The sequence below is a fragment of the Oceanicaulis sp. UBA6590 genome (assembly GCF_002433705.1).
Classification (GTDB): domain Bacteria; phylum Pseudomonadota; class Alphaproteobacteria; order Caulobacterales; family Maricaulaceae; genus Oceanicaulis.
This window is the reverse complement of the sequence record NZ_DJIQ01000012.1, coordinates 36321-49443: the sequence shown is the minus strand read 5'-3', so window position 1 is coordinate 49443 and position 13123 is coordinate 36321. Positions and strand designations below refer to the sequence as shown.

The 13123-nt window shown below is 63.7% G+C and carries 16 protein-coding genes; 14 read left to right on the top strand and 2 right to left on the bottom strand.

Annotated elements, in window-relative coordinates:
• Positions 1-68: 68 nt before the first annotated feature.
• Complete coding sequence (locus B2Z70_RS02680; protein ID WP_292980681.1) at positions 69-1070, bottom strand: adenosine kinase; 1002 nt, start codon at positions 1068-1070, stop codon at positions 69-71.
• 138 nt (positions 1071-1208) lie between these two features.
• Here B2Z70_RS02680 and B2Z70_RS02675 point away from each other — a divergent pair, with 138 nt between their 5' ends.
• A complete protein-coding gene (locus B2Z70_RS02675; RefSeq protein ID WP_292980678.1) occupies positions 1209-2105 on the top strand; it encodes an ATP-grasp domain-containing protein in 897 nt (298 codons plus the stop codon).
• On the opposite strand, the gene B2Z70_RS02670 is transcribed toward B2Z70_RS02675, so the two are convergent.
• Positions 2102-2686, bottom strand: a complete 585-nt coding sequence (locus tag B2Z70_RS02670) for a hypothetical protein (protein ID WP_292980676.1) — start codon at positions 2684-2686, stop codon at positions 2102-2104. The two genes, B2Z70_RS02675 and B2Z70_RS02670, sit on opposite strands and share 4 nt — an antisense overlap.
• A 71-nt stretch (positions 2687-2757) precedes the next feature.
• On the opposite strand from B2Z70_RS02670, the gene B2Z70_RS02665 reads away from it, so the two are divergent.
• The 13 genes from B2Z70_RS02665 to B2Z70_RS02600 form a co-directional block, all read left to right on the top strand.
• Positions 2758-3234 carry a universal stress protein gene (locus B2Z70_RS02665; RefSeq protein WP_009802429.1) on the top strand — a complete coding sequence of 159 codons (477 nt, stop codon included), beginning with the start codon at positions 2758-2760 and terminating at the stop codon, positions 3232-3234.
• 89 nt (positions 3235-3323) lie between these two features.
• Positions 3324-3884 carry a NifU family protein gene (locus B2Z70_RS15405; protein WP_009802430.1) on the top strand — a complete coding sequence of 187 codons (561 nt, stop codon included), beginning with the start codon at positions 3324-3326 and terminating at the stop codon, positions 3882-3884.
• Between the two features lie 90 nt (positions 3885-3974).
• The gene (locus B2Z70_RS02650; RefSeq protein WP_292980673.1) at positions 3975-4613 is read left to right on the top strand and encodes a malonic semialdehyde reductase; all 639 of its coding nucleotides are present in this window, start codon (positions 3975-3977) and stop codon (positions 4611-4613) included.
• Between the two features lie 3 nt (positions 4614-4616).
• Positions 4617-5264 carry a tRNA (adenosine(37)-N6)-threonylcarbamoyltransferase complex dimerization subunit type 1 TsaB gene (gene tsaB, locus B2Z70_RS02645; protein ID WP_292980670.1) on the top strand — a complete coding sequence of 216 codons (648 nt, stop codon included), beginning with the start codon at positions 4617-4619 and terminating at the stop codon, positions 5262-5264.
• Positions 5261-5704 carry a GNAT family N-acetyltransferase gene (locus B2Z70_RS02640; protein ID WP_292980667.1) on the top strand — a complete coding sequence of 148 codons (444 nt, stop codon included), beginning with the start codon at positions 5261-5263 and terminating at the stop codon, positions 5702-5704. The genes tsaB and B2Z70_RS02640 overlap by 4 nt, the downstream gene beginning before the upstream one ends.
• A 103-nt stretch (positions 5705-5807) precedes the next feature.
• Positions 5808-6224 (top strand): Fur family transcriptional regulator, encoded by a 417-nt coding sequence (locus B2Z70_RS02635; RefSeq protein WP_009802434.1) that lies wholly within the window; start codon positions 5808-5810, stop codon positions 6222-6224.
• 125 nt (positions 6225-6349) lie between these two features.
• Complete coding sequence (gene miaB, locus B2Z70_RS02630) at positions 6350-7756, top strand: tRNA (N6-isopentenyl adenosine(37)-C2)-methylthiotransferase MiaB (RefSeq protein ID WP_292980664.1); 1407 nt, start codon at positions 6350-6352, stop codon at positions 7754-7756.
• Entirely contained in the window at positions 7753-8766 is a 1014-nt protein-coding gene (locus B2Z70_RS02625) for a PhoH family protein (RefSeq protein ID WP_009802436.1), read from the top strand. The genes miaB and B2Z70_RS02625 overlap by 4 nt, the downstream gene beginning before the upstream one ends.
• Positions 8759-9235 (top strand): rRNA maturation RNase YbeY, encoded by a 477-nt coding sequence (ybeY, locus tag B2Z70_RS02620; protein ID WP_292980661.1) that lies wholly within the window; start codon positions 8759-8761, stop codon positions 9233-9235. The genes B2Z70_RS02625 and ybeY overlap by 8 nt, the downstream gene beginning before the upstream one ends.
• 2 nt (positions 9236-9237) lie before the next feature.
• Complete coding sequence (locus tag B2Z70_RS02615; protein ID WP_292980658.1) at positions 9238-10167, top strand: hemolysin family protein; 930 nt, start codon at positions 9238-9240, stop codon at positions 10165-10167.
• Positions 10168-11799, top strand: a complete 1632-nt coding sequence (gene lnt, locus B2Z70_RS02610) for an apolipoprotein N-acyltransferase (protein ID WP_292980655.1) — start codon at positions 10168-10170, stop codon at positions 11797-11799.
• Between the two features lie 56 nt (positions 11800-11855).
• A complete protein-coding gene (locus B2Z70_RS02605; RefSeq protein WP_009802440.1) occupies positions 11856-12290 on the top strand; it encodes a helix-turn-helix domain-containing protein in 435 nt (144 codons plus the stop codon).
• Positions 12291-12377: 87 nt separating this feature from the next.
• The coding region (locus B2Z70_RS02600; protein ID WP_414690860.1) for an S-adenosylmethionine synthetase N-terminal domain-containing protein at positions 12378-13123 on the top strand (746 nt) is incomplete at its 3' end.

Here is a 13123-nt window from a genome sequence, read left to right as displayed (position 1 = left end):
GGACCCTGCAACAGCAGAGTCCTTGATGAATCTTTCGAAGATTTTGGCGTCCGATTTCAGGTTCGGAACTAATCCAGTGAGACGCCTTTGCTCGCGGCCAGCTCCTTGAGGGAGACCAGCGGCCGCGCGCCCATATGGGAGATCACTTCCGCCGCCGCGATCACGCCCAGCCGGCCACAGGTGTAAAGGTCCGCCCCACGCGAATACCCCGCCAGGAAGCCGGCGGCGAACTGGTCGCCTGCGCCCGTGGTGTCCACCACATGCTCGACGGGGTCGGCGTCCACACGCACTTCCTCGTCGCCGGACACGATCACGGCGCCCTTTTCGGAGCGGGTAATGGCGGCGACGCGGGTTTCGGCGCGGACCTTGGCGAGTGCGGTCTCGAAATCGTCGACCTCATAGAGCGCCTTGATCTCGGCCTCGTTGGCGAACAGCACGTCGATATGGTTCTTCACCAGATGGCGGAAGCTGTCGCGGTGACGATCCACGCAGAACAGGTCCGACAGGGTCAGCGCGACGCGGCGGTCGGCGGCCTGGGCGATTTCCGACGCGCGGACGAACGCCGCTTTGGCTTCCGGGCGGTCAAACAGATAGCCCTCGAGGAAGGTGACGGTGGCGGACTTGACGAGATCGGCGTTGATATCGTCCTCATCCATCATCGTGGACGCGCCCAGGAAGGTGTTCATCGCCCGACGCGCATCGGCGGGCACGGCGATCAGGCAGCGCGCCGTGGACGGGCCGTCTTTCAGAGGCTTGGTGTCGTAATGCACGCCGATCGAGCGCAGGTCATGGGCGAACACTTCGCCCAGCTGGTCATCGGCGACCTTGCCGATATAGGCGCCGCGAACGCCCAGGCTCGCCACGCCGGCCAGCGAGTTCGCCGCCGAGCCGCCCGAGATTTCCTGCGCCGGCGGGAAGGCTTCATACAGCGCTTCGGCCCGCTCCTCGTCGATCAGCAGCATGGCGTCCTTGGCGAGGCCGTGCTGTTCGATGAAGGCGTCGTCCACAGAGGCGAGCACGTCCACAATGGCGTTGCCGACGCCAAGAACGTCGAAGCGGGTATCGGTCATGAGCGGAACTTCCTGAAGCTGAAATCGGGGCGCGTGTACCGCGCAGCGTGCGCAAACTCAACCCGCAGAGAGGTTCTGGTAAAGCGCGAGGAGGCGCGGTAAGCGGAGGCGCCAGCGCCATCAGCTTTGAGGAAGCCCATGACCCGTATCTGTTTTCTGACCTCGGCCGACATGATGAAGGACCGTCCCGGCGCACGGGAGGACTGGTTCGAGTTCGATCTGGAGTTCGGGGCCCTGTCCAAGGCCTGTGAAGCGGCGGGGATTTCGCTCGAAGCCTGCATCTGGGACCAGGACTTTGACGCGTCGGTCTATGACGGCTTCATGGTGGGCACGGTCTGGGATTATCCGCCCAAGCTCGACAATTTTCTCAAGACGCTGGATCGGCTCAACGCCATCGCGCCGGTCTGGAACAGCCCGGCGCTGGTGCGCTGGAATATCGAGAAGACCTATCTGCGGGAACTGGATGAAGCCAGCGCGCCCTCCATCCCGACCCTGTGGGCGGACAAGGCGGATGACGCCGCGATCGCGCAAGGCTTTGAGCGCTTTGGCGGCGACAAGCTCGTGGTGAAGCCGCTGGTGGGCGGCGGCGCCTGGCGTCAGGCCCTGATCAGGAAGGGCGAACCCCTGCCGTCTGCGGACGAGCTGCCGCTGGGCGCCTGCCTGATCCAGCCCTTCCTGCCCGGCGTGCCTGAAGAGGGCGAATACTCGATGATCTTCTTCGGCGACCGCTTCTCGCATGGCCTCAACAAGCGCCCCAAATCCGGCGATTACCGGGTGCAGTCGCTCTATGGCGCGACCGAGGCGGTGTGGACGCCGGGCGAGGACGAGCTGGCCCTGGCGCGCAAGGTGCTCTCAACGGCGCAGGACATTACCGGAGAGGACGCCTTCCTCTATGCCCGCGTGGACATGGTGCGCGGTCTGGATGGCGAGCTGGCGCTGATGGAGCTCGAGATCATCGAGCCCTATCTCTATCCAGAGCAGGGCCCGGATCTGGGCGAGGTCTTTGTCGAGGCCCTGAAGGAGAAGCTGGGCTAGTCGGTTTTCGGAACCGCCCTGAAGCGGGTGATCAGGCCTTCGGGGTCATAGGGCACGGGCCGTCCGGGCCGGAAGACAAAGGCCAGATAGCCGCCGATGGCGGCGAAGGGCAGACCGGCGAGCGCCATCATGGCGCTCTGCTCTTTCAGCATCATCCAGCCCATATAGCTGACCGCCATGCTGGTCATCACCACGCCGATCCCGCCCATCAGCAGCCGGAAGCCCAGGGTCTGACCTTCGGTGAAGCGCACCGCGCCGAACCGGGGCCGCAAAGCCTCATGCACGCGCACGAGAAGCGTCTGGAACTCGAGCGCATTGTCCTCCCACACCCCGGGGCTGACAGCCTTGCGGCTGCCGAAGACGATCTCGCCGGACGGTCCGCCGACCCGGCAGACCACCTGGCTCTGCTGCCCGGCCAGTTCGACCGAGAGCCGCACGCTGGTAACCGCATCCAGCGCGATGCGGCGCTCCAGCCGACCCTCCTCGACCCATTCGATCCGGTCGGGATGCAGGATCACCTCGCGCGCCGGGTTGATCGGGTTGCGGCGGTCTTTGAGCCGGGCGAGCGGAGCGTCAGTCATGTCAATCTGTCTCAGAGGGTGTGGTTACACGCCCTCTTGCCGGAAATGACGGAACGCGGCAACGTTCGCCCATGAGCGCACCCCGTAAATTCCTGCTGATCGCCGACGGCACTGAAGAAAGCCGGTCGGCCGCCTATTTCGCCGCACGTCGCGCCCGCAATACGGGCGGCGTGGTGACCGTGCTGGCCGTCGTGAACACCGAAGGCGGGTTCGAGCACTGGCTGGGCGTGGGCGAGACCATGCGCGCCGAAGCCCGCGCCGCCGCCGAGGAGGCCCTGGAAAGCCTGTCCGAGGATGTGGAAGAGGTCACCGAGACCCGGCCTGAAGTCATCCTGAAGGAAGGCGATCTGATCGAGGCGTTGCGCGAGCTTCTGGAAACCGATCCCGCCATCTCGATCCTGGTTCTGGGCGCTGCGGTCGGCAAGGACGGCCCCGGCCCGCTCGTCAATGCGCTGGGCCGCGGCAAGGGCCTGTTCGAGGACAGGACCATTCCCGTGACCGTGGTGCCGGGCAATCTGTCGCGTGAGGATATCAAGGCGCTGACCTGAGGCGGGGCTTGCCCCTACTGCCTCTGGGGTTGAACGCGCCCGTCCTGCAGGCCATTTCAAGGGCGAAACCAGCGCCCGGAAAGCCCGTCATGTTTATCCAGACCGAAGACACACCGAACCCTGACACGCTGAAATTCCTGCCCGGCCAGTCCGTCTCTCTGGACGCCCCGCGTGATTTTGCGACCCCGGAAGAGGCCGAGAGCTCCTATCTGGCGCGAGAACTGTTCCGCGTGGAGGGCGTGATCCGGGTCTTCGCCGGTCAGGACTTCATCTCGGTCACCAAGGCGGAAGGCGTGGACTGGCCCCATATCAAGCCCGCCGTGCTGGGCGCGATCATGGATTGCCTGGAGAGCGGCAAGTCGCTCTTTTCTGATGCCGATGATGACGGTCATGCCGCCTATGAGGGCGAAGCCGCCGGGATCGTGAAGGAGATCAAGGATGTCATCGACACCCGTGTGCGCCCGGCCGTGGCGCGCGATGGCGGCGACATCGTCTTTCACAGCTATGACGAGGCGACGGGCGTTGTGAATCTGCACATGCGCGGCGCCTGCGCGGGCTGCCCCTCCTCCACGATGACCCTCAAGCAGGGCATCGAGAACCTGCTCAAGCACTATGTGCCTGAAGTGAGCAGCGTCGAGGCTGTGCTTTAATCGCTTCAGAACCAAATCACGTGATGGTCGTTTCAAAGACGACCCGATCCTGTGTCTGATCCATATCCCTTACCGAACCCGGAGCCTCCCATGTCTGACAGCCAAGCCCCGCTCGCCCTGGACGATCGCCATTCGGTTCTGAGCGACCATGCGCTCGATCAGCTGTTCCGCGGCGCCCGGACCTTCTATTCGTGGGAAGACAAACAGGTGTCGGAAACCACCGTTCGCGCGCTCTACGAGCTCCTGCAATATGGTCCGACCAGCGCCAACCAGTCGCCCGCGCGCTTCCTGTTCCTGCAAGGCGAGAGCCAGCAGCGTCTCAAGCCGCACCTCATCGAATCCAATGTCGAGAAGACCCTGACGGCGCCCCTGACCGTGGTGCTGGCCTGGGACTGGAACTTCCATGAGAAGATCCCCCAGCTCTTCCCGCACGCCCCGGAAGCGAAAGACTGGTTTGAATCCGATGAAGCCCGCTTCGAGAACGGCTTCCGCAACAGCACCCTGCAAGGCGCCTATCTGATCATGGCCGCGCGCGCGCTGGGGCTCGATTGCGGCCCGATGTCCGGTTTTGACAAGGACGGCGTGGATGAGGAATTCTTCAAGAATGATCCGGAAATGGGCGCCTGGCGCTCCAACTTCCTGATCAATGTGGGCTATGGCACCACCGAGAAACTGTTCCCGCGTCTGCCGAAGCTCGCCTTCGAACAGGGCGCCAAGCTGTTGAAGTAAGACATGACCCAATCCGCCTTGCTGGTGGTGGACACAATTGGTTCCTGGTGCGCCTGTGCGGTGAAGGCCGGGGACAGCGTGTTTGAACGCGCTGAAGAGATTGGCCGCGGCCATGCCGAACGGCTGGCGCCCATGGCGGCGGAGCTTCTCGAGGAGGCGGGGATCCGCCCGCAATCGCTGGACCGGATCGGGGTCAATATCGGCCCCGGCGGCTTCGCCGGCACGCGCGTCGGCGTCGCCTTCGCGCGTGGACTGGCGCTGTCCACGGGCGCGAAGGCGCTGGGCGTGTCCAATCTTGACGCCCTCGCCTTGCGTTCGGACCCGGACGGCGCCCGCACCGTCATGGCGATCCATGACGCCAAACGCGGCGATCTGGTCTGGCGGATCTTCACCCATGGACGGCCCGTTACGGATGTCAGCCATGGCGATGCGCGTGACGCTGCAGACGAATTTGAAGCGTTCGGGGATGTGATCCTGACCGGGTCGGGCGCCGTGCATCTGGGCGCGGACCCCCACCATTTTGATCCCGCGCCGCCTCTGCGCGCGCTTCTGGCTCTGACCGAGCGCGCGCCCGCCCATGCGCCCGCCCCCTCTCCGCTCTATGCGCGTCCGCCGGACGCCAAACTGCCTGGCGGCAAGACCCCGGCATGAGCCTGCCCGAGATTTTCGAGGCGGGTCCGGAAGCGGCGGACCTTTATGCCGCGCTTCATGCGCAATGTTTTCCCGACCCCTGGAGCGAAGCCGACTTTGCAAGGCTGCTGGCCTCGTCAGGGGTTCAGGGTCTGATCGCCCGCGCTCAGGACGACCCCCAGGGCCTGTCGCTCATTCGCAGCGTGGCGGGCGAATGCGAGCTACTGACCATAGGCGTTTTGCCCGTTGCGCGCCGCACCGGCGTGGGCGCGTTCCTGTTGGCGCAGTCGGAGATCGCCGCCCGCCGCGCCGGGTCCAAACGCCTGTTTCTGGAAGTGTCCGAACGCAATCTGGCCGCCAGCGGCCTCTATGAGCGTGAGGGCTATCGCCAGATCGGATTGCGCAAGGGCTATTATCGCGATGGCGCCGCCGCACGGGTTCTGGCGCGCGATCTGGTCTGAATTTGATCCTGAGTTAGAGTCGCGCGACATATGGACACGGCCCGCCGAGGCTGGGTATCAAGTCAGGAACGGGGTTCACGCCCCACAGCCAAGGGAGATGGCGATGCCGGACCGTATCGAGAAGCTGTGCGTGGAAAAAGGCCTGCGCATGACCGAGCAGCGCCGCGTCATCGCGCGCATCCTCTCCCAAGCTGAAGACCATCCTGACGCGGAAGAACTGCATCGCCGCGCTTCGGAAGTGGATGCCCGCATCTCGCTCGCCACGGTCTACCGCACGGTGCGCCTGTTTGAAGAGGCCGGCATCATCGAGCGCCACGACTTCCGCGACGGCCGCTCGCGCTATGAAGAGGCCTCTGACGACCATCACGACCATCTCATCGATCTGAAGACCGGCGATGTGGTCGAATTCATGGATGAAGAGATCGAGCGCCTGCAGGAAGCCATCGCCAAGCGCCTGGGCTACAAGCTCGTCGATCACCGGCTCGAGCTCTATGGCGTGAAGATCGAGGACGGCAAATAGGGGCGCGTTAACCGCGCGAGAGGCAGCCGATCTTCAAGCGGCGCCTTGCATCCGCCCCACTCTATCCCCATAACCCGTCCTCCCTTATCCACAGTTCATCGCCGCCAGGGAGGCCGGCTCCGCCCATGACCGATATCATTCGCGACGCCGAGACCACGGGAAAAGAGCGCAAGCGCCTGTTCATCAAGACCTATGGCTGTCAGATGAACGTGTATGATTCCGAGCGCATGCGCGATGTGCTGGCGCCGCTGGGCTATGAGCCGGCGGACGAGCCCGATGGCGCGGATCTTGTGATCCTGAACACCTGCCATATCCGCGAGAAAGCCGCCGAGAAGGTCTATTCCGAGCTCGGGCGTCTGAAGACGCTCAAGGAAGAAAAGGCCTCCACCGGCAAGCCCATGACCATCACGGTGGCGGGCTGCGTGGCGCAGGCGGAAGGCGCGGAGATCCAGCGCCGGGCGCCAGTGGTGGATCTGGTGGTCGGGCCGCAGACCTATCACAAGCTGCCTGAACTGATTGCGAACGTGCACCGTGAACGCGGCGAAGCGCTCGATACCGAGTTCGAGGTCGAAGAGAAGTTTGACGCGCTCGCCGCGCCTGAGCGCCATGTGGACGGCTTTACCGCCTTCGTGACCGTGCAGGAAGGCTGCGACAAGTTCTGCACTTTCTGCGTCGTGCCCTATACCCGCGGCGCGGAATGGTCCCGCCCGGTCGATCAGATCGTCGCCGAAGTCCGCGCGCTGGCCGCCAAGGGCGTGCGCGAGGTCACCTTGCTGGGTCAGAACGTCAACGCCTTCCATGGCGAGGCGCCCAAGGGCGATCCCGAAGGCGGGGTCTGGGGTCTCGGGCGGCTCGTGCGCCATCTGGCGAAGATCGGCGGCATTGAACGCATCCGCTTCACCACCTCTCACCCCAAGGACATGGATGACGACCTCATCCAGGCCTTTGCGGACGAGCCCAAGCTGATGCCCTATTTCCATCTTCCGGTGCAGGCGGGATCGGACAAGATTCTCAAGAGCATGAACCGCTCACACACGGCGGCGGAGTATCTCGACATCATCGCGCGCCTGCGCGCAGCCCGTCCCGACATCGCCATTTCCGGCGACATGATCGTCGGCTTCCCCGGCGAGACCGAAGCCGATTTCGAGGCGACCATGGAGCTGGTGCGCCAGGTCAATTACGCGTCGTGTTTCTCGTTCAAGTACTCCAAGCGTCCCGGCACGCCGGGCGCGGCCATGTTCAACCAGATCGATGAAACCGTGAAAGGCGAGCGTCTGGCGCGCTTGCAGGCGCTTCTGACCGAACAGCAGGTCGCTTTCAACCAGTCCATGATCGGCAAGACCCTGCCGGTTCTGTTCGAGCGCGAAGGTCGTTTCGAGGGGCAATTGTCCGGTCGCAGCCCCTATCTGCAGGCGGTTCATTGCGAGGGCCCGGTTGAACTCATCGGTCAGATCGCCAATGTGGAGATAACCGGGGCGACCAAGAACGCCCTGTCTGGACGTCTGGCTACAAAGGAAAGCGCCGCCGCGTGAGCCGCTCATCAAAACCGCGCCGCCCCCGCAAGGCGGCGTCCGAAACGCTTCATTTTGAAGATTCCGATCTTGTTCGCATCATCGCCGGACCCGGTCACGAGAACTTCGCCACGCTCGAGCGCGAACTGGAGGTTCAGCTCGAGGCGCCGGGCGGTGGGCAGATCGTGATCACCGCCGAAGAGGCTCGCACGCGCATCGAGGCGCGCCGGGTGCTCAATGCGCTCTATGGCCGCGCCAGCGAGGGCCTGCCGATCGATCCGCCCGCCGCGCGCGCCGCCTGCCTGATGGCCGATGACGATGCGGGTGAAGAGATTGACGCCGTCATCCGCGTGCCGCGCGGCGCAAGCTTCGCCGCGCGCACCAATGGTCAGCAAAGCTATGTGAAGGCGCTCAAGAACGACCGCGCCTATGACATGATCTTCGGCGTCGGGCCCGCCGGCACCGGCAAGACGCTGCTCGCGGTCGCCTATGGCGCCTCGCAACTGGCGCTGGGCGCAGTGGAGCGTCTGATCATCACGCGACCGGCCGTTGAAGCGGGCGAGCGTCTGGGCTTCCTGCCCGGCGACCTGACCGAGAAGATCGATCCCTATCTGTTGCCGATCTGGGACGCGTTGCGCGATTCCCTGGGTCAGCGCATCAGCGAGAAGATGCGCGAGGAAGGCCGGGTCGAAGTGGCCCCGCTCGCCTTCATGCGCGGCCGGACGCTGAACAAGGCCTTCGTCATCGTGGACGAGGCGCAGAACGCCACCATTCCGCAAATGCGCATGGTCCTGACCCGTCTGGGCGAGGGCTCGCGCATGGCGGTGACGGGTGATCCGACCCAGACCGATCTGCGTCGCGGCGAACCCTCGGGCCTGCCACATGCCTTACGCCTTCTTCAGGATGAAGAGCGGATCGCCGTGCACCGGTTTGACCGATCTGATGTGGTGCGTCACGGTCTGGTGGCGCGCATCGTGGACGCTTACGAGCGCGATGATGCGGCCCGCAAGGATGAGCCTGGTCATGACTGATGTGGTGATTGAAGACGAACGCGTTGAATTCGTTGTTGAAGCAGACGCCTGGTCTGGCCATGACGGCTTGATGAGGGCCTGTCTTCAGGCCATCGAGGCAGGCCTGAACGCGATCGAGGATCCGCGCACAGGCGCGGCGGTGATCCTGTTTTCCGACGACGCCACCGTGCACGAGCTCAATCGCCGCTTCAGGGACAAGGACAAGCCCACGAATGTGCTGTCCTTTCCCGCGCCCGAGCGCGAGGGCTATCCCGGCGATGTGATCCTGGCGTACCAAACCTGTGCGAAAGAAGCACAGGCGGCCGGCATTTCGCTTATCGATCATGCGGCGCATCTGGCGCTGCATGGCGTTTTGCATTTAAACGGGTTTGACCATCAGGAGGAAGACGAGGCCGCCGCGATGGAAGCGCTGGAAACAGCGGTTCTGACCGGCCTTGGGATCCAGGATCCCTACCTCGTACAGGAATAGGCATGAACGACGATCCGTCTTCGCGAAGTCTTGTGGCCCGTCTGAAACGGGCCTTTAACGGGACGCGTCCAGAGGACGTCCCCCAAATTGACGAGCCGATCGTGAACGGCGCGCCCGATCCCATCGACGCCAGCGCCTTCCTGGTCAATATGCGCGAGTTCCAGGACATGCGCGTGGACGATGTCATGGTGCCGCGCGCCGATATCGTCGCCATCGAGATCGAGACCCCGCTCAAGGAGCTGGCGCGCGTCTTCGGCGAGGCCACCCATTCGCGCCTCCCGGTCTTCCGCGAAACCCTCGATGATCCGGTGGGTCTGGCCCATATCAAGGACGTGCTGGGCTATATGTCCCGCTTCGCCGAGGAAGGCTCCGGCGCCGGTCCGGACAGCTGGGCGGACATGCGCATCCTGCCCGCCATTCGCCGGCCGCTGCTGTATGTGCCCGCTTCCATGCGGGCCTTTGACCTGCTGCTCAAGATGCAGTCGCGCCGCATGCACATGGCGCTTGTGGTCGACGAGTTCGGCGGCACGGACGGGCTGGTGACGCTGGAAGACCTGATCGAACCCATTGTGGGCGATATCGAGGACGAGCATGACGAGGCGGAGACGCCCAACATTCTCGCCAAGGGCCCGCATTGCTGGGAAGCGGATGCGCGCGCCATGATCGAGGATCTCGAGGAGATCGTCGGGTGCGACATCGCCAGCGAAGAGGAAGAAAACGACGTCGACACGCTCGGCGGTCTGGTCTTCCACCTGGCGGGACGCGTGCCCGAGCGCGGCGAAGTGCTGGCGCACCCGTCCGGATTCGAGTTCGAAGTGCTCGATTCCGATCCCCGTCGCATCAAGCGTCTGCGCGTGAAGCCCGGCGCGGGCTCCACCCTGGCGGGGGACGAGGCAAGCCGGGTGGCCGCCGGCGCCATCAGTCCGGACTAGATGGTGACGGGTCTTCTGCATCGTGCGCGCCGCTTTCGCGCGGCGTATCGCGCTTTGTCAGGCTGGCGTCTCTTTCTTCTCCTGTTCTTTCTGGGCGGGTTCAGTGTACTCGGTCATGCACCCTTCTTCGCATGGCCCGCCTATGCTGTGGGGCTGAGCGCCCTGGTGCTGGCGCTGGATGACGCCAAATCGCGACAGCGTCCGCTTCGCAGCGGTTTCATCCGCGGCTTCTGGTTCGCCAGCGGCGCGTTCCTGGCCGGCACCGGCTGGGTCGCCAACGCCTTCCTGGTCAGCGCCGAGGATTACGCCTGGCTGATCTGGGCGCCGTTGATCGTGCTGCCGGCCGGCCTCGCGCTGTTCTGGGGCGCGGCGGGAGCGCTCTATGTGCGCTTCGCCCCCCGTCATGCGGGCCGGATCGGCGTCTTCACCGTGATCGTGATGGCGCTGGAATTCCTGCGCAGCACCATTCTGTCGGGATTTCCCTGGAATCTGCCCGGGCATGTCTTCGAAGCCGGCGGCGCGATCAGTCAGACCGCCAGCCTCATCGGCGCCCATGGCCTGTCCGTGCTGGCCCTGTTCGTGTTCTCCGCGCCGGCCGCGCTCAGTGGTCGCGGTCCGCGCCTGGCGCGCGAAATTCCGCTCGTGATGGGCGTCGGCCTCCTCTTGGCGAGCTGGGGCTACGGGATCACGCGCCTGTCCGGGGCGGACGATATCGCGCGGACTGACAACCAGGTGCTGCTGGTCTCACTGAACCTGCCCCAGAGTGAGAAACGCTACGCCGCCCGGCATGACATTCTGGAACAGTATCTGGCCCTGAGCCGGACGGGTGATCTGTCCCGTGTGGAGGCGGTGATCTGGCCTGAGGGCGCCATTCCCGCCATGCTGCTTGAGTCTCCGGACCTGCTGGCGGAGCTGTCCGACGGTCTGCCGCCGGGGACTCGGCTGATCACGGGAACAGCCCGTGCGGAGTATGGGCTGGGCGGGCGACCCCGCGCCTATTTTAATTCACTGGTCTCGATATCTTTGGAAGAAAATGGCGCTGTGCTTGAGGCACAGTACGATAAATCCCGACTGGTCCCGTTCGGTGAGAGCAATCCGTTACGCCTGCTGACGGAATGGTTTGGTTTCGACAGTTTGTCGGAGTTGGCGCCGTACTACTCTCCAGGCGCGGGCGCCCGGACGCTCAATCTTGAGGGATTGCCGGGGCTGGCGCCGCTGATCTGCTATGAGGCCGTGTATCCGAGGTATTCGCCAAGACAGTCAAATAGACCAGATTGGTTGTTGAATATTTCTAATGACTCCTGGTACGGGAATTCATCTGGACCTCAACAATTGCTTAACCAAACCCAATATCGCGCCATAGAAGAAGGCCTACCCCTGGTAAGAGTAGCGGCGGCTGGAGTCTCAGGACAGATCGATCCTTATGGTAGGCTCATTGAATCCATTCCTTCAAAATCAACTGAAGTATTGATGATTACATTGCTTGAAGGATTGCACGAGACGCCGTATGGGAAGTATGGAAATGCACTCTGGGTAATTGTTTTGCTGGTTTTGGCTGCAGTAGCGCATTTTCTATCGGTTGTGGCGACTACGCATTTAGGTAGAGCGCTGCAGCCCACCGAGGGGCGTTGAGCGTATCGCATCCGGCCAAACTATGGTTGTATGCCTGCGCAGATAAGGAATTCGAAATGACTGCCAATCCGAGAGGCCCGAACGCGGTGGATCGCCATGTGGGATCACGTATCCGGCTTCGGCGTCAGCTTTTGAATCTGAGCCAGGAGAAGCTGGGCGAAGAGCTCGGCGTGACCTTCCAGCAGGTTCAGAAATACGAGCGCGGCACCAATCGGGTCGGGGCGGGCCGTTTGTGGAACCTCGCCAAGGTTCTGGATGTGCCGGTGTCGTTTTTCTATGACGGCGTGGCGGAAACCGTGGGCCAGCCGGGCTTCTCTGAAGGCGACCAGACGCCCATCGTGGATGATTTCATCCAGTCCGCGGACGGGGTCGCGCTGGCGCAGGCTTTCGCCCGCATCAAGGACTCCAAGGTGCGCCGCCGTATTCTCGAACTGGTGCGCACGCTGGCGGCTGAAGAAGCCGAAGCCACCGCGACCGGGGCTGCATCTTAAAAACACTGTGACCGGACGGGCCTTGCTTTCCGCGCGCCAATAGGGTTTAAGCCCGCCATATAAAGATCGCTTTATATGGAGCACGCGTTGGCCCGTTCGTCCTATCTCTTCACCAGTGAAAGCGTGTCCGAGGGTCACCCGGACAAGGTATGCGACCGCATCTCCGATGCGATTCTGGACCTGTTCCTGAGCAAGGATCCGGTTGCGCGCGTGGCGTGCGAAACCCTGACCACCACGAACCGCATCGTTCTGGCCGGCGAAGTGCGCTGCGCGGGCGAGATCAATGATGACGAGATCGAGTCCGTGGTCCGTCGCGCCGTGCGCGACATCGGATACGAGCAGGACGGCTTCCACTGGAACACCGCAGAGCTGCACAACTTCCTGCACGAGCAATCGGCCGATATCGCCCAGGGCGTCGATGAGGGCGCGGGCTCGTTTGTGGATGAAGGCGCGGGCGACCAGGGCATCATGTTCGGCTTCGCCTGTGACGAGACGCCGGAGCTGATGCCGGCGCCGATCACCTATTCGCACCAGATCCTCAAGGAAATGGCGCGCCTGCGCAAAACCGGCGAACGCCCCGAGTTCGAGCCGGACGCGAAATCCCAGGTCACCCTGAAATATGAGAACGGGCGTCCGGTGGGCGTGACCTCCGTGGTGGTCTCCACCCAGCACAAGGATGGCGTCAGCCTTGATGATGTCCGCGAGCTGGTGCGCCCGGTGGTGCAATCGGTTCTGCCCGACGGCTGGTTCCCGCCCGAAGACGAGTTCTACGTCAATCCGACCGGCAAGTTCGTCATTGGCGGTCCGGATGGCGACGCCGGCCTGACCGGTCG